The sequence below is a fragment of the Pedobacter sp. PLR genome (assembly GCF_026239675.1).
Taxonomy (GTDB): Bacteria; Bacteroidota; Bacteroidia; order Sphingobacteriales; family Sphingobacteriaceae; genus Pedobacter.
Map to the genome: position 1 here is coordinate 609,300 of NZ_JAPIVQ010000001.1, position 16,031 is coordinate 625,330.

General features: G+C 39.1%; 14 protein-coding genes and 1 tRNA gene. 9 read left to right on the top strand and 6 right to left on the bottom strand.

What is annotated here, in order from left to right; genetic code table 11:
• Nucleotides 1–225: 225 nt before the first annotated feature.
• Nucleotides 226–1,371 (bottom strand): FecR family protein, encoded by a 1,146-nt coding sequence (locus tag OQX61_RS02535; RefSeq protein WP_265840080.1) that lies wholly within the window; start codon nucleotides 1,369–1,371, stop codon nucleotides 226–228.
• A gap of 54 nt (nucleotides 1,372–1,425) precedes the next feature.
• Entirely contained in the window at nucleotides 1,426–1,992 is a 567-nt protein-coding gene (locus OQX61_RS02540; RefSeq protein ID WP_265840081.1) for an RNA polymerase sigma-70 factor, read from the bottom strand.
• Between the two features lie 168 nt (nucleotides 1,993–2,160).
• On the opposite strand from OQX61_RS02540, the gene OQX61_RS02545 reads away from it, so the two are divergent.
• The 9 genes from OQX61_RS02545 to OQX61_RS02585 all read left to right on the top strand — a co-directional run bounded on the left by OQX61_RS02545 (nucleotide 2,161) and on the right by OQX61_RS02585 (nucleotide 11,155).
• A complete protein-coding gene (locus tag OQX61_RS02545) occupies nucleotides 2,161–2,874 on the top strand; it encodes an SOS response-associated peptidase (RefSeq protein WP_265840082.1) in 714 nt (237 codons plus the stop codon).
• 112 nt (nucleotides 2,875–2,986) lie between these two features.
• Nucleotides 2,987–3,073: transfer RNA gene (locus OQX61_RS02550), tRNA-Ser, on the top strand.
• A 342-nt stretch (nucleotides 3,074–3,415) separates the two neighbouring features.
• Complete coding sequence (locus tag OQX61_RS02555; protein WP_265840083.1) at nucleotides 3,416–4,741, top strand: HAMP domain-containing sensor histidine kinase; 1,326 nt, start codon at nucleotides 3,416–3,418, stop codon at nucleotides 4,739–4,741.
• Between the two features lie 226 nt (nucleotides 4,742–4,967).
• The gene (locus OQX61_RS02560; protein ID WP_265840084.1) at nucleotides 4,968–5,876 is read left to right on the top strand and encodes a helix-turn-helix domain-containing protein; all 909 of its coding nucleotides are present in this window, start codon (nucleotides 4,968–4,970) and stop codon (nucleotides 5,874–5,876) included.
• A gap of 77 nt (nucleotides 5,877–5,953) precedes the next feature.
• The gene (locus OQX61_RS02565) at nucleotides 5,954–6,361 is read left to right on the top strand and encodes a VOC family protein (RefSeq protein WP_265840085.1); all 408 of its coding nucleotides are present in this window, start codon (nucleotides 5,954–5,956) and stop codon (nucleotides 6,359–6,361) included.
• 10 nt (nucleotides 6,362–6,371) lie between these two features.
• Nucleotides 6,372–6,995 carry a YdeI/OmpD-associated family protein gene (locus OQX61_RS02570; RefSeq protein WP_265840086.1) on the top strand — a complete coding sequence of 208 codons (624 nt, stop codon included), beginning with the start codon at nucleotides 6,372–6,374 and terminating at the stop codon, nucleotides 6,993–6,995.
• A gap of 963 nt (nucleotides 6,996–7,958) precedes the next feature.
• Nucleotides 7,959–9,395, top strand: a complete 1,437-nt coding sequence (locus tag OQX61_RS02575; RefSeq protein ID WP_265840087.1) for an MBOAT family O-acyltransferase — start codon at nucleotides 7,959–7,961, stop codon at nucleotides 9,393–9,395.
• Between the two features lie 142 nt (nucleotides 9,396–9,537).
• On the top strand, nucleotides 9,538–10,476 hold the full coding sequence (locus OQX61_RS02580; protein ID WP_265840088.1) for a hypothetical protein: 939 nt from the start codon (nucleotides 9,538–9,540) through the stop codon (nucleotides 10,474–10,476).
• Nucleotides 10,477–10,771: 295 nt separating this feature from the next.
• Nucleotides 10,772–11,155: a DUF4157 domain-containing protein gene (locus OQX61_RS02585; protein ID WP_265840089.1), complete on the top strand. Its 384-nt coding sequence runs from the start codon at nucleotides 10,772–10,774 to the stop codon at nucleotides 11,153–11,155.
• Nucleotides 11,156–11,210: 55 nt separating this feature from the next.
• On the opposite strand, the gene OQX61_RS02590 is transcribed toward OQX61_RS02585, so the two are convergent.
• The 4 genes from OQX61_RS02590 to OQX61_RS02605 form a co-directional block, all read right to left on the bottom strand.
• Nucleotides 11,211–11,942 carry an IclR family transcriptional regulator C-terminal domain-containing protein gene (locus OQX61_RS02590; RefSeq protein WP_265840090.1) on the bottom strand — a complete coding sequence of 244 codons (732 nt, stop codon included), beginning with the start codon at nucleotides 11,940–11,942 and terminating at the stop codon, nucleotides 11,211–11,213.
• A 77-nt stretch (nucleotides 11,943–12,019) separates the two neighbouring features.
• A complete protein-coding gene (locus OQX61_RS02595) occupies nucleotides 12,020–13,972 on the bottom strand; it encodes a beta-L-arabinofuranosidase domain-containing protein (RefSeq protein ID WP_265840091.1) in 1,953 nt (650 codons plus the stop codon).
• Nucleotide 13,973: 1 nt separating this feature from the next.
• Nucleotides 13,974–14,717: an RraA family protein gene (locus tag OQX61_RS02600; RefSeq protein ID WP_265840092.1), complete on the bottom strand. Its 744-nt coding sequence runs from the start codon at nucleotides 14,715–14,717 to the stop codon at nucleotides 13,974–13,976.
• A 43-nt stretch (nucleotides 14,718–14,760) separates the two neighbouring features.
• Nucleotides 14,761–16,014 carry an MFS transporter gene (locus tag OQX61_RS02605; protein ID WP_265840093.1) on the bottom strand — a complete coding sequence of 418 codons (1,254 nt, stop codon included), beginning with the start codon at nucleotides 16,012–16,014 and terminating at the stop codon, nucleotides 14,761–14,763.
• Between the last annotated feature and the right edge of the window lie 17 nt (nucleotides 16,015–16,031).

Below are 16,031 nucleotides of genomic sequence, written 5' to 3' on the forward strand. Positions count from 1 at the left end.
AATTTTATTTTTCACATAGGAATTCCTATACGAGTTAAAGTCGTACAATTTCATACATTTGGTAAGTTTGGGTTCATGATAAAGAGAACAACTCCAGGTTCCCTCCTTATCGCGTTAGGTTGATAACTTTGTTTAATACAATGTATTTACAGACAACGACCCATAAATCAGAGACCGGGGGCGCGTCAACGCTCCTGGTTCTTTTATGAACCATTCATAGTAGAATTAAGGCATAGCTATAATCCTCCTTCCTTCAGTCTTAAATTTAATTTTCCTGGTTAATTGAAGTACCCTGAGTACTTCTGAAAGACTTTTAGTGCGGGAGATCTTCCCCCCTATTTTAATGTCATCAAATGTTCCTTCGGAACTGATTTCTACATCATACCAGCGTTCAAGTTTATTGAGCACCGTGCGTACATCATCTCTCTCAAATGCAAAATAACCGTTCTTCCAGGCTACTGCCTGCTCCACATCCACTTCCTCCACCTGAAAAAGCTGCCCGGTTAATGCAGCCTGTTGTCCGGGTTTTAAACGTTTTCCGCTTTTTGAGTTTTTTGAGTTTTTTAAATTAACATTTACACTTCCTTCTAACAGTGTAGTGATTACTGAAGGTTGATTGGCATAAGCATTCACATTAAAATGTGTACCCAATACTTCAACTTCCTGATTGGCGCTAAGTACTTTAAAAGATTTTCCTTTACTTTTTGCGACTTCAAAGTACGCCTGACCGCTTAATTCGACCTTACGTTCCTTACCCGCAAATACGACCGGGTATTTTAAGGAAGATGCGGCGTCTAACCATACGAGGCTACCATCAGGTAATAAAATCTGAAACTTTCCACCTCTGGGTGTTTCTATAGTATTGTATTCCGGAGCCTGTTGCCCCTGATTTGTTTTCGACTTTGCAACGGAGCTATAGACAATTTGTCCGTCCTCAGATTTAGAAATTTTTAGTCCGGATTGAACGGCGATCTCTCCGCTTTTTATATCCGTTAAGCTAATTTTGGAACCATCAGAAAGGGTCAGCACCGCTTTATCTCCACCGGCCTTTATATCTGCTTCTGTATGATGCGCATAATCCGGGCTTTGCTTTCCAGGGAAATAAAGATATAGCAGGGCCGACAAGCTCAATATGACTAAGGCTGCAGCAGAAATCCGGCTCCAAAGAATTAAACGATGTGATTGCCCTCCTACACGACTCAAAACTTTCTGAATCGCATCCACATCAGCCTCCATTTCGGCCTCCGACAATTTCATAGGGTTCAGCGTATCATATTTATTATACCAGGTTTCTACAAAAGCTTTTTCGGCTGCCGTACAATCATTGGAGAGGTATCTGCTTAATAATTCTTTTAGTTTGCCACTTTGCATAGAGATCGGATTAACGCCTAATTAAAAACAAGACACTTAACCCGGGCGGGGGGCCTAGATGAAAATGAAAAAAAAATCTTCCATTTTTACACGTAACACCTTCAGGGCATTATTGATTTGATTCTTTACCGTTTTTTCAGATAGGTTAAGTTGGGTGGCAATTTCTTTACGGGAAAGGTTATTCTTGCGGCTCAATTCAAATACTTCCCGCATTTTTAGCGGCAAACCGGCAATTTCCTTTTCTATTAATTGGATGAGTTCCTTTTCGCGGACGCGGTGATCGGTTACAGATTCATATTCATGAATGCTGTCCTGGAGTTGGGAAAAGTAACTGGATTCCACTCTTCTATGTGATATGGTATTTAAAACCCTGTTTCTAACCGCACAATAAAGGTATCCCGGCAAATTAGTTTCAATGGCAATATCTTCTCTCTTCAGCCATAACACTGTAAACAACTCCTGAATCACATCTCTGGCTTCCTCACGATCCTGAAGTTTTGCATAAGCATGGCTATATAAAATAGCCGTGTATCTTTTATAAATTTCCGTATACGCGGCCCTGTTGCCCAAACGCAATAAAGCGACCAGTTCAGAATCTGAATGCTTACTATACACTGACATGTTAATCTATCTCCCCTCCTCTAATGTAACATTTTTCATACTATTTCCTATTTATCCAAACAAAAAACTGTAAAAAACGCTCATTATGGTCGTTTATTATCAGGAACCAGCTCTTCTTATCAGTTTTTGAGAATAAACAGAAATAAGATAGCTTTGCCACCCTAAATTATGTGCGCAAGATATACCCTAACAGCCGAAGAGAAAGAGATTTTAAAGAATAATCCGTATCAACTTATTGGTGCCTATGAACCAGATGCCAATATTGCCATCACCGATGGTGGTCTGGTGATCACTTCCGATGAGCCTGATCTTATTCAGCAAATGTCGTTCGGCATTGTCCCTCATACTGCCAGCAGCAATGTGCTTACTTTTGACACCTGGAATATTCGTTCTGAGGAGGTCATGGAAAAGAAAACCTATGCCCCTTTAATGAAACATCGTAAAACCTGTTTAATCATTGCAGATAGCTTTTATGAATGGCAAAAGATTACAGATACCGACAAAAGACCATACCGCTTTACCAATGAACGGAAAACTTTCTGCTTCGCAGGATTATGGAGCCAATGGCTGAACCCGGAAACCGGTGAAAAGTACAGAACTTTTGGGATTATGACCACCGTAGCCAACAAGACTGTCGGAGAAATTCATGATAAACAAAGAATGCCGGTCATCCTGCACCGAAATGAGGAGTTAAGATGGCTAAATAAAAAGCTTAGTGTAGAACAATTGCTGGAAATGTGCAAACCTTACCCTGATCATTTGATGAACCGGACCCAGGTTAGCAAAAAAGTAAATAAAGTTTCCACGAAAAAGGACCCAAATAAGGGTATAGAACTCATTAAACCGTACAATGAGCTGATAATTCCAACACTTTTCGACTAAAAACCTGAAGTGATCAAAAATAAAGCTACTCAGTTTTAGTTCGTTATAAATATTTCATTAAATAATGATATTCAGAATTTGCAGAACCGGCTTGAGTTCGTACTTTTGTCTCGGAGAGTTGGCAGAGTGGTCGATTGCGGCAGTCTTGAAAACTGTTGACTTGTCAAAGGGTCCGCGGGTTCGAATCCCCCACTCTCCGCTAAGGTATCAAAACCTACTAAAATCCTGCAATCGAAAGATTAGCAGGATTTTTTGTTTTGGAAATAAGCATAACCACCAAAGGGGGGGGGCAACCACATTTAGTGAAATATAAACCATCGCCACTACAAGATAGAGCTTTTCGCTTCCTGCGACTAAATCATTAATGTAATTTATCCAAAAGCGACACTTGATGTTAATTCTTTATTTCTATATAGAAATAAAGAATAGCGATGATGGCATTAGCAGCTATATTCCAGAAGAATACTATTTAGCCGTAAAAAGGCGTAGGTTTTTGCAAACTATAGTGCTAGATTTGACAGCCATTTAGCTTATATTTTTCATGCCAAAATCCAACTTCAGTATTCTTAATGATTACTTTTCAAAAAAAAATGCTTTCTGGGTTAAGCTGATAGGGAGTCCATCAATGTTCTCTTTAGAAAGTAGAATATTTCATTCTATCTGTATTGGTCTGATCGCTTTGGCCTGTTTATATGTGCCATATGATATATATGCAAATCTTTATGTTGCAGCACTGTCCACTTTTATAATTGGTTTGTTCTTTTTGCATCAGTATTATTATTCTAGATTTCATGGCAAAGCACATAACAGTACATTATTCGGTTTAATAGGCGTTTTAATTTTAGGGATTAACTATTTTTCTAATTCGGGAATTAATGGGTCTACCGACCTGATATGGCCCGCTTACCTGTTATTGGTATTTGCAATTTCTCCGTATCAGCAACACATCAAATGGTTAATTGTCTATTTGTCGTGCTTCCTGGTATTGCATGTTCTTGAATATTACTACCCTTTTTTGGTGAAATACCCCTTTACTGCCGGTCGAGGACAGTTTATTGACCGGATTACTGCGTTTCCTATACCTGTAATCACAATTTACATCGTCATTAAATTCATGAGGCGGAGTTATGATAAAGAGCGAAAAGCTACGGAAGAAAAGACAATAGCAGTCCAAACACTGATGTCTATCATTTCACACGACATGAAGACTCCACTGATGAACATACAAAGCTACCTGGAGTTATTAAATACAAGTGTGGTGGATCCAGAAGACCGACTAGTATTAGAAAAGGCATTGCTGAAATCTACAAACAATACTATGGAAATGCTTTCCAATTTGTTGCATTGGTCTAAGTCGCAGATGGAAGGTCCAAGTGTAAACCTAGTTGTTGTAAATTTGATGACAACAATACAGGGTACAATGGAGATGGAAAGCATGCATGCCTTGAAAAAAGATATATACCTGAGTTATCATATTCCCCCTACACTGGAAGTGATTGCTGACGTTAATATGCTCCAACTGGTGGTACGCAACCTGATCAGCAATGCGGTGAAATTCACTTCGCATGGAGGACAGATTACTATGAAAGCTGAGGTGATATCCAATGAATGTAAAATAAGCGTTAGCGATAATGGAAAAGGTATTCCGCTGGATAAACAGGGAAATATTTTTTCTATTAAGTCCGAACCTGAATTTGGTACGGATAACGAAAGGGGAATTGGCTTAGGCCTGGTACTGTGCAAGGAGTTCATAGAGCGGCAAGGCGGAAGGATAGGGTTTGAAAGTAATCCAGGACTTGGTTCCCACTTTTTTATTTTTATAAAACTGAAGCCCAAAACACTATTATCAGATCATGTCACAGCGTAATTAGATTTTAACTTCATAACATTTTAAGCCAATCAACAACTTGTATTAAAGTGGAAAAAGATATTGTAATTACTATGTTAAGTTGGGGAGTTAACCTGCATACTTAGTAACTAAATATGCTTCAACTTTTGCAAGATAAAACTATAATTTTCACCTGTAAGGTTCAGATGAGGGAAAAAAATAATATTTAAAAAAGCTATTTTCGGTCAATCATTTTGTAGAAATTATGAAAAAAATGAAACCAGCACTTCCCTTTTATACGGAAATCAATGATTTTCTGGCCTCTATTCCCTGGCCTGACAGAACAGAGAACCCTGTTTTCTATTGCCTGAGGTTAAACCCCCTGGATAAGCCGCAGGTGTCGGTATACCGGCCACCGTTCAGGCGTGCCTTTTATTTTTTTGCATTGCTGTACAATTCAGGAAAGGTGAATGTCAGTTACGGTGAGGAGTTGGTAGAAGACCCGGATTCCTATCTGGTGTTCCATTCGCCCAACCTGGTTTATAGTTTCGCGCATAATAATGCTTTAGTGGGTTATATTATTTATTTTAAGCCAGAGGCCTTTTCATTTTTCAGGCCGGGGTTTCACCAGCAGTTTACGCTGTTTGATCAGCTCCGCACCAATCTGTTCAGATTTGATCATGATACTTTTATTGAGTTAACTCCACATTTTGAAGCTGTTTTTTCTGCGTATGAACAGTCCGGCAAAGATGCTCACCTGGAAGCACGGCTGAAGCTTTTGGGGCTGTTGTGTCATCTGGAGGGGTTTGCACTGAAAAGGAACCAGAAGGCGCTGCCCGCTGGCAGACAGCAAGTATTGATGCGGGATTTTATCCAGCTGATTGAAAGTCATTATATCCAGAAGCGTAGTGTCAAGGAGTACGCAGACCTACTTTCGGTTACGGCTAATTACCTTTCCCAGTCTGTTAAACAAGTTTCGGGGCGCAATGCACTGAGTTTTATTACAGAACGTGTGGCCACTGAGGCCAGATCGCTGGTCCGGTACACCGATATGGAGATTTCCAGGATTGCTTACCAGCTGGAGTTTTCTGATCCGAACAATTTTGGTAAGTTCTTTAAAAAACATGCCGGGCTCTCCCCTTCTGCGTTCCGCAGGCAACACACAGGTAATTAAATTGACCTGTAAATCCAAGATTTCAACCGAGCTTTTTTGTGCTAATCTGCATTTATTTGTGATATCAATTTAATTATATGCCAAGCAAAGTATTTATCAATCTACCAGTAAAAGATCTGGACAAATCCGTAGATTTTTTCACAAACCTGGGTTTTTCATTCAATCCGCAGTTCAGCGATGATAAGGCTGGTTGTATGGTGGTCAGTGAAAGCATTTTTGTGATGTTGCTTACCGAAACGTATTTCAAAACTTTTATCGATACTGGTGTGTGTGATGCCAACCAGCAAACTGAAGTGCTGATCGCATTGGATGCGTATTCAGCGGAAGAGGTTAAGGAATTTATCAGTAAGGCCCGGTCTTTGGGCGGCAGGATTTATGCCGAGCCAAAGGATCACGGTTTTATGTACCAGCATAGTTTTGCCGATCTCGACGGTCACAAATGGGAATTGGTATATATGGAAATGAGTCAGTTCGCTCAATCTTAACCGCTTGGAAATGGAGAATAAGAATTACGATCCGGCCATAGATGCCTATATCACTAAGGCAGAAGATTTTGCCAGACCAATCCTTGAACATTGGCGCAGGCTTGTCCATGAAAACTGCCCGAATGTGGAAGAGGCCATTAAATGGGGCATTCCACATTTTGATTATAAGGGCGATCATATGTGCGTGATGGCTGCACATAAGGGACATTGCGCGTTTACCTTTTTAAAAGGCGAGTTAATGAGCGATTCGCGACTAAAAGCGGCCAAGGATCTTAAACCGATCAAGCGGCTATTGGGTAAAATAACGCAGTTTAGTAAACTGATCCCTGATCAGGAATTTATTGTTATGATTAAGGAGGCGGTACAGCTAAACGAAAAGGGCGTAAAGATTCAAAGAGAAAAACCTGTTGTGGAAAAGCCCAAGGTATTGGAAACGCCTGACTATTTCCAGGATGCTCTGGAAGGCAGTCCAAAAGCGAAAGATGTCTTTGAAAGCAGGTCAAACTCTTTCCGTAAGGAATATATCATCTGGATCAGTGATGCTAAGACCGATCAAACCCGGCAAAAAAGGATAGATGAAGCCCTGGAATGGATCGCCGACGGTAAGGGGCGGTTCTGGAAACACAAGAAATAGCGCTGTTTATCAAATAACTCCGACATAAGTTATATGAAAGCTCCGTAATGATATGATCACCCATCCCGTAACCTCCACTTTATTTGCTTACTTCCAATTTTTTTGTGTAAACTGTAATCATACAAGGAATAGCGATTTTGTGTTGTTTTGCTGGTGCCCCAATCAGGTGTCCTAAGAACAAAAAAGATATAAAATACGGGATCAAGAGTATTTAAATTCGATTTATTCGAATCCCCCACTCTCCGCATCATGGTCATCAAAACCATTCAAAAAGCCTGGAATCGTAAGATTTCAGGCTTTTCTGTTTTTATGGGTATTCCAAAATATGCACGGATTCACAGGATCAATCCCAAAACTTGTGGAGAAACCTTGCTCTTTCAGGGATCCGTAGAGCCTCCAGCTCCCAATCGTCCCGAATCTCCGTAATAACTATTTAAACCGGGGGTAAAAAAAGGTCATGGCCACCATTAAAATCACTTGCCGTTTCGCAATAGTAATTTAGTGAGGTTTAATCCATTTACTAATTAAATTACTCATTTTGAAGATTTCGTTAAACGATACACGAAATCAACCATCCATATTCAAACTGGCTTAGCCATGAATATTTGAAAGCAGAAAATTAATTGCCATGACTGGCAAATCCAAAATATATCAATTTCCAATACTCTGGACTAACATAAAAGACTAAACAGATCAAAATCAATCCAATACAAAAACAAATAATTACAAAATCAAGGCATTGTCATTTTTATCTTCCGCTGAATAAAGAGACTGCAGTTCGCATTCCGCAAACTTTAAGCCAATCTTCTGCGTTCAGGAGAACTAATTAGGAGAGATTTCTAAAAGAATATTAAGAAAATTTATTTTTTGTAAAAATAAATTTACATTCTATTTTTTATGAAAAAATAAATTTATATTCGTTACCCATTCCAAAACTAACCTTAAGACTTAAACTAATTTATCATGTTATTTAATTCGATAAACTTCGCTTTGTTTCTCCCGGTTGTACTAACTCTATATTGGTTATTAGACAAAAAGAAACTTATTTATCAAAATTCATTATTGTTAGTAGCGAGTTACTTTTTTTACGCTTGTTGGGATTGGCGCTTTTTATTTCTATTGATTTTTTCAACCCTATTGGATTACGTTACAGGGTTAAAGATGTGTCAGGCAAACAATCAAAAAATTAAAAAATTTTGGTTTTGGTTAAGTGTCATTATCAACCTTGCGTTTTTAGGTGTTTTTAAATATTATAACTTCTTTATAGAATCTTTTGCGGAATTAATCTCTCATGCTGGTTTACAGGTAAACCCCTGGTCATTAAAAGTTATATTACCCGTCGGGATTTCATTTTACACCTTCCATGGGTTATCCTATGTTATAGATATATATAAAGGCAGAATTAAGGCAGAAAAGAACTTTATTGACTATTCTGTTTTTGTTAGCTTTTTCCCCCTTCTAGTTGCTGGTCCGATTGAACGGGCCACACATTTACTACCTCAAATTAAAAAGAAACGAGTTTTTGATTATAGAAAATCTATTGATGGGTTGAGGCAGATTTTGTGGGGACTATTTAAAAAAATAGTTATCGCGGATTTATGTGCGGACGCTGTAAATACCATATTCAGCAATTCAGAACATGCTACGGGAAGCACATTAGTTATTGGAGCGATATTTTTTGCATTCCAAATTTACTGTGACTTCTCTGGCTATTCAGACATAGCACTTGGAACTGCCAGGCTTTTTGGAATAGAACTATTGAAAAACTTCGCATTCCCCTATTTTTCAAGAGACATTGCTGAGTTTTGGAGGCGATGGCACATTTCTTTATCATCCTGGTTTAAAGACTACTTGTATATCCCATTAGGCGGAAGTAAGGGCGGCACCTGGATGAAAGTCAGAAATACTTTCGCCATATTTATTGTTAGTGGATTTTGGCATGGCGCAAATTGGACATTCATCGTTTGGGGCCTTTTAAATGCTTTGTATATTATGCCATCCATTCTATTCAATTCTAATAGACATCACCTTGATGTAGTTGCCCAAGGAAAGCTATTGCCAACATTCAGAGAATTCTTTTCAATGTGTTTAACATTTGGTTTGACTGTTTTTGCGTGGATCTTCTTCAGATCTGAAAGTTTAAGTTCTGCTTTAAATTATATTTCAAACATATGCTCTCCCTCTCTATTTTCCCTACCGGCGATCATGCCTCTAAATTTAATTACTTTAATCCTGATATTTCTTGCTATAGAGTGGATAGGCCGTGAAGAACCTTACGCCATTTGCAAATTAGGATTAAATTGGCCTAGACCAATTAGATGGAGCACCTATTACATGGTCGTGTTAGCCATATTCTATTTTGTGGGACCCGAACAGAAGTTTATTTATTTTCAATTTTAATAATGAAACCATCATTAGCATACTATTAACAAAGCGCAATGAACAAGGCTTTCGAGCTCTTGAACACAATTTAAAAAAATAAAAATTCGTGAAAAACATGCGCATGATAATTTCTTAACCGATAAAAAACAAACACATTCTGATGAAAAAAGTTATATTAAAACTCACGAAATTCAGTTTGCTATTCCTTGTTTTACTAGGTAGCACGATCTTATTGACAACAAATTACATTTTCAATAAATCTAATTTCAAAATCCCAAATCACACGGATAAAATAATAATTGGCCATTCACATGCTGAGTGTGCTTATAATGACTCTTTAATTGTAAATACAATTAATATAGCCCAATCCGGGGAATCATATTTCTATTCTTACTATAAGATTAATCAACTACTACAGCAAAATGAAAAGATTAAATACGTTTTTTTAGAGTTTACAAACAATGAAATTGGAAAAAAAATGGATGATTGGATCTGGAGTGGATTATTTTTATCCCATAGATATCATCTCTATGCTCCATTTATTGATTATCAGGGACACAATTTATTGATTAAAAAAAATGCTAAAAACCTCCTGAAGTTACAGGTAAAAACACTCCTGAATAATGTTAAGACCATTGTTTTAAGTGAATACAATTACGTCAGGAAAACTGGAGGTTATTTGTATCTGGTTAGAAATAAAACGGACTCATTGGTTAAATTAAAAGATACAGCTACAATCAGTAATAAAATACCAGAATTACCTATTGAGAATTTAGCTTATTTAGATAGAATTGTCCTTTTATGCAAAATCAAAAAAGTAAAACTAGTACTTTTAAGAAGTCCATTACATAAAAAGTATAAAGGGATTCATAATGAAAAAGAGTTCCAAAATTTATTAGCTACTAAATATCAAAACACCCATTTTTTAGACTTCAAAAACTTTCCACTTACTGATGATGAATTCGGAGATTTAGAACACCTCAATTTTAAAGGAGCAAAGAAATTTTCTGTCTTTTTCAATGATTTATTAGCTCAGAATTTATTGAGTGCTCCTGATCAGCAAAAGATAATAGATACTAAAATCTCCTTACTGAACTAAATTTCAGTTGCTGTTAAATGCGGACAAGCATTTAGTTATTTCAAAAAATAAGCCGCACCATTTTTTATGATGCGGCTTAAAGACCACGCTTTTTATCGTTAGGTTCCAGGCCTAAATTACCGAAAAAACTCAAAAAAAATACTCGAAAGTAACCCCATCTATCCCAGGACTACTATTGAAGAAATAACCTGCAACTTTAAATTACTGCCTGTTGATAAATTTCAATATATTAGAATTCCAAATTACGACCTCCCAAAGGGAGAGCGTAAGCATTCACCTTTACCAATATTTTATCATGAATGAATACGCAGACAAATCAAAAGAAAATAACACCAGCCTGCCTGATCAGCTAAAATCAGGCATTGAAGCACTCTCGGGCATTAGTATCGATGATGTGAAGGTCCACTATAATTCTGATAAGCCTGCGCAATTACTAGCCCGTGTTTTTGCGCAAGGGACAGAGATCCATTTAGCATCCGGGCAAGAAAAAGATTTACCTCATGAAGCATGGCATATTGTGCAACAGCAGCAAGGAAGGATCAAAGCCACAAAAAACATTTCTGGAACTCAAATCAATAATAACCCGAACTTAGAAAAAGAAGCTGATGATATGGGAGCCAAAGCCTCCTTTTTTGCCCGTAATTTGAAGGGGGGAAATTTGAAAGCGAAATTGAAGTGATAAAATCATAATAGCACCTGATCCATAATTAAAATAACCCATCAAAACCATATTATTAAGACAAATTCTTATTAATCTTTGCCGAAGCTGCTAAAAGATCAGCTACGATTTTCTTTTCTTCTGCCAGCTGAAACCGGTATTCAGGCATGTACAAAGCTAAGCTCGCCAACACCTTTTCATTGGCATATAACGCTACTGCAAACCCAACAATATTTCCTGCAGTTACTTGTTTAGCATACCCTCTGGATCTGATTTCCTGAAGATGCGCTCTCAAAGATTTTTCATTCTTAGCCTCATCCCATTCTCCTTTAATGGGCAGGCCATATTTTACAATAAAAGCATCCAATTCCGGATCGGGCAACATTGCAATTAACAGTCTCCCCGAAGCAGTATCATAAGCCCTCTTCTCTTTTGAAGTGACTACCTGCACATTATTGGTTCCGGTTATCCTCACTATGGCTGAACGCGTATCTTTTACCAGGATAGAAAGCAGCGAATTTTCATTGTAAATCGCTGTTAATTCCTCCATCTCACTTTTAGCTGCTCTGACCAGGTCTTTCTGGTAACCTTCATTACCAGTTAACAGATAAGCCTGAGAGCCCAGGCAATAGCCCTTCTTATCAATTTTCTCTACATACTTCCTCGAAACCAATGTTTTTAATATGTTGGCACATGTACCGGCATTCAGATTAAAATGCGAGGCAATTACACTTAAAGGTTTCGGTTCGTCAGGCTCTACAGAAATGTATTCAAGGAGATCCAAAGCCCTGTTTATTACCTGAATCATATATGGGTATTTATAATTTTTTAAAGATACGCTTAATTTCACATTTAGCCACTTAGATTAAAAGCGATAAACTGGTGTCAATAGGATACTACTGATGAGTGGATTTTCTGTGGATTAAATAATTGTGGTGTCCAGACTTTATAAAAGGATTTCACAGCTCCATTTCCCGCAGAAGCATAATCACATAAGGTTATGTTTATAGTCCCGCCAGGTTTTTCAGTATAAGATTCGGGAATAAAACGCGCACTAAAACTCATGAAATATTCCTCCGGTTTAGCCACGTGTCTGATCAATTCTATGTAACCATCTTTGTCGACCATCGGTTTTACAACTGCTTCAAGCCCCATGCCTTCAAACCTGGAATCTCTGGCCAAAACAATAGGCCCTCTCATAATGGCCGTACTTTGAACTTTAGTCCCCGTTTCTACAACCCGGCCACGCATGTCTAAGTTTAAGCTGATCAGGTCCCCCGACTTCCACATCCGTTTAACCGGAACAGCTCTTCCAGGAACCAGATTATCCAATTCCACTCCGTTTACACTAATTTTTGTTTGCCTGCTCCATTCAGGGACCCGCAAATACATCGTAAACTCCTCTACTTTAGCTAATTTCAGCGACAGCTGTATATCTCCTGATTGTGGGTAATCTGTGTTTTGTATAATTGAAATTTTTTGACCCTTCGGACTATTCGCAAGATATTCACCCCCGGCAAAATGATTAACCTGTAAACCATCACTTCTTTCCATCACCAGGTGTTGCGGAAAATTGAATAAACCACGTGGGCCACTGGCATCACAACAATTTAGTCCCATTCCACATTGCTCATTTCCTGGCAACCGCTGCCCGTTTAAAGGCGTATACTTTGCCCATACAGCTCCATTAGCGCTCATAGCCGCCAGTAAAGCATTGTAATAAACCACCTCCGCTTCATCAGCGTATTTACTTTCTCCTGTAAGTCTCAGCAACTGATTAGTTAACTTTAGCCAGGTTACAGCAACACAGGTTTCCTGGTAATGATGAACCGGTAAATGCTGATGCTCCTTACCATTAAACCACATTTCTGTCGATGCGCCAGAGCCGGCAATATTGATTTCTGTATTGCGAATATTTGTCCAGACATCTTCAACCGCCTGTTTATACTTAACATTCCCTGTTAAACGATAAAGCTCCAGTAAGCCCTCATAGCAAGACATCATTTCATAAGCCTTTTGCCCTTGCTCTGCACTGTACCAATTCTTCGGCTTCGGAAAGCGCTCACTTACATTCACTTTAGCCTTACTCAATAATTGCGGTCCTTCGGGAATCTCCCATTGTCTCACAATCTCTTCCGCAAAATCAAGATATTTCTTCTTGCCAGTGTATTTGTACAACAAACAAATGGGTTCCAGTACCGATGAAGCCGCCATCCCTTTATAGTTGCCTTTAGTAACAATAATCCTGTCCTGCTGCTTTAAATCGTTAAGCAGATTATCAGCGACACCCATTGCGCCGGTTAACATGCTATTGTCTTTTGTAAGCTCATAATAAGCGAGCAAGCCCAACATGCTATATTTCCTTCCCCAGATATCCCAGCGCTGCAAACGATTTGCCGCAGCATAATTTCCAATATAACCGTCGGGTGTCTGAGTAGACAGCAAATCATTAGCGGCAGCATCAAGTACTTTTTTTAACCGGGCGTCCGGATGATACTGGTAAGCGAGTACAGCAGATGTAAACCATTTCCCCCAGAACTCGCTTTGCCAGTATAAAGTCTCCGTCCTGTTTTCAGCTTTGAAAGGTTCAATAAGCCGGCCTACATCCTGTGTCAGGATCCGGTTATTTAAGGACCCCTCCAGTTTCCCCGCCAGGTAACCATCCAGTCGCAGCGACAACACAGGCATCAAAACATCATCCACAACGGGTTTCACGCTGCTTTGGGCTAATGTAGATAACTGTAAGCCTGCATTTAGTATTAAGAAGATGCAAAGCACTTTTTTTAGTAAAACTACTGCAGCCTGCCCATGGAAGTCCCCTGTATTGTACGTTTTCATATTAAAAATACCCGCCTTTTTTGGTGATTTCCTGGATAGACTGCCCTTCTCTTACCCATCCGAATATTTGCTTTTCATTTTCTATGATCTCTTCGGCACGCAGCAATACATCATAAGCAAGTGCTCTCGGAACAACCAATACGCCATCTATATCACCCATTACCACGTCGCCAGGTTTAATCGTTACTGAGCCGATTTGCAGTGTGACCTGATAATGTGTGATCAGACAGCGTCCCAGGCTTCCGTTAGATATGCGGTATTTATAAAATACCGGAAAATCAGCCTCAAGGATCTGGTGGGTGTCACGGATTCCGCCATCAATGCAAGCCGCTTTTACCTTCTTACCTTTAGCGGTTGCCGTCATTACACCACCCCATAGCGTTGCATTCTCATCTTTAGTAGTATCCCATACCACAAAGGAATCCTCATGCATTGCATCCAGCATTTGTATCCTGAATTCCATTTCACCCTGGATCATCGCATTGGGTGCACTTTTTACGGTAAAAGCAATACCAGCAATCGTACGGTATTCTCTTAATGGTACCAGATGACCCGGTAATGCCTGATTAATAAGACAAAACTCCCTTAAAACATCATTTATCGCACCAGTATACAGCTGCTCATAACGATGTAATAATTCCTTTTCTGGAATGGGAAAATCTGCATCTGATTTACCTTCTCTGGTCTCGATCAATTTTTCTAAATTCATCATGCCCACTTCTTTTTTGTACTGATCTGTGCTCATTTTACATTAATTATTATATGAATACCTTGTTAATTATCAATTGTTAGCTTTCATGTGCCATAGCTTTTTGTCGGTCTGTTTTAAAGAAAAACACAACAGCGGTGAATAGAAAAACTGCGCCGAGAAAATAGCTCACCCATAACCAGGATAAACCCAGCGACAAACCCAGTGTAGGCTTAAGAACACCTAAAAGTAGCGGTGCAAAGGCTCCAACCAAAAAAGCACACATCAGCATAAAACCTGATGATGATGACCTGATAGCCGGCTTGACCACTTCATACAAGGAAGCGAAAATATTAGAGTCATAAATGCCTCTGAACACGCCAAAAAAGAATAAAGCGATGTAAGTAGTCAATGTTGTGTTACCCATACCGATCCAATAAATAAACGGAACTGCCGCCAGCATGGCCACAGCCTGTACAACCAGACGATTGCCCGGGTTTATCAGGGAAAGTTTGTCTGATACCAGCCCACCGATCAATACGCCTATAAAAGCACCGGCATGGTGATAAAACATGGAAGAGAAACCTGCGTCTGCAAGAGATAAGTGAAATTTTTCCACCAATAGTGAAGGCATCCAGGTCAGGTACGCCACATTCACAAAAACCATACAGGCAAATGCAGCGGTAAGTAATACCACGGAAGGGTTTTTAGCCATTATTTTCGCAGATTCGACTATATTAACTTTCTCTATTGCCTGGGCTGGAATATCCTTTCTTAATTTAAAAAAAGCGATAACAGCCACTAAAATCCCAAAGCCACCGAATAAATAAAATGAGTTACGCCAGCCATAATGCTGACCAATATATCCGGCTATTAAACCACTTAAAATTATGCCAAAGTAGACTGCACTCTGATGAATTGAAAGCGCCAGCGACCGTCTTTTTTGGTGTTCTTCACTAATCAGCGCATTGGCGGCAGGTGCATAAAAAGCTTCACCACCACCGGTTGCGATCCCTCTGAATAAAACAAACTGGGCTACAGTAGTACTGATGCCGGTTAATAATGTGGATACACTCCAGAACAAAAGACTAAACACGATGATATTTTTACGTACCAACCGGTCTCCGACAAAGCCGGCTATAGGTACAAACAAACCATAAGTCCACACCAATGATGAAGCGATCAGTCCAAGCTGTGCGTCACTTAAACCTAAATCAGATTTTATTAAAGGTAACACTACACTGAATATCTGCCGGTCTGCCGAATTCAGGAAAAACGCAAGCCATAATAGCGTCAGCATCATCCACTTATAATTCCTTGATTCGGTTAGCGGATTGGCTATTTGATTGTCCATATTGAGATTGAAGCTTA

Coding starts and splice junctions, on each gene's coding strand:
- OQX61_RS02605 (WP_265840093.1), bottom strand. CDS start 16,014: ATGGACAATCAAATAGCCAATCCGCTAACCGAATCAAGGAATTATAAG.
- OQX61_RS02555 (WP_265840083.1), top strand. CDS start 3,416: ATGCCAAAATCCAACTTCAGTATTCTTAATGATTACTTTTCAAAAAAA.
- OQX61_RS02585 (WP_265840089.1), top strand. CDS start 10,772: ATGAATGAATACGCAGACAAATCAAAAGAAAATAACACCAGCCTGCCT.
- OQX61_RS02595 (WP_265840091.1), bottom strand. CDS start 13,972: ATGAAAACGTACAATACAGGGGACTTCCATGGGCAGGCTGCAGTAGTT.
- OQX61_RS02570 (WP_265840086.1), top strand. CDS start 6,372: ATGGAGAATAAGAATTACGATCCGGCCATAGATGCCTATATCACTAAG.
- OQX61_RS02560 (WP_265840084.1), top strand. CDS start 4,968: ATGAAAAAAATGAAACCAGCACTTCCCTTTTATACGGAAATCAATGAT.
- OQX61_RS02580 (WP_265840088.1), top strand. CDS start 9,538: ATGAAAAAAGTTATATTAAAACTCACGAAATTCAGTTTGCTATTCCTT.
- OQX61_RS02535 (WP_265840080.1), bottom strand. CDS start 1,371: ATGCAAAGTGGCAAACTAAAAGAATTATTAAGCAGATACCTCTCCAAT.
- OQX61_RS02600 (WP_265840092.1), bottom strand. CDS start 14,717: ATGAGCACAGATCAGTACAAAAAAGAAGTGGGCATGATGAATTTAGAA.
- OQX61_RS02590 (WP_265840090.1), bottom strand. CDS start 11,942: ATGATTCAGGTAATAAACAGGGCTTTGGATCTCCTTGAATACATTTCT.
- OQX61_RS02575 (WP_265840087.1), top strand. CDS start 7,959: ATGTTATTTAATTCGATAAACTTCGCTTTGTTTCTCCCGGTTGTACTA.
- OQX61_RS02540 (WP_265840081.1), bottom strand. CDS start 1,992: ATGTCAGTGTATAGTAAGCATTCAGATTCTGAACTGGTCGCTTTATTG.
- OQX61_RS02545 (WP_265840082.1), top strand. CDS start 2,161: ATGTGCGCAAGATATACCCTAACAGCCGAAGAGAAAGAGATTTTAAAG.
- OQX61_RS02565 (WP_265840085.1), top strand. CDS start 5,954: ATGCCAAGCAAAGTATTTATCAATCTACCAGTAAAAGATCTGGACAAA.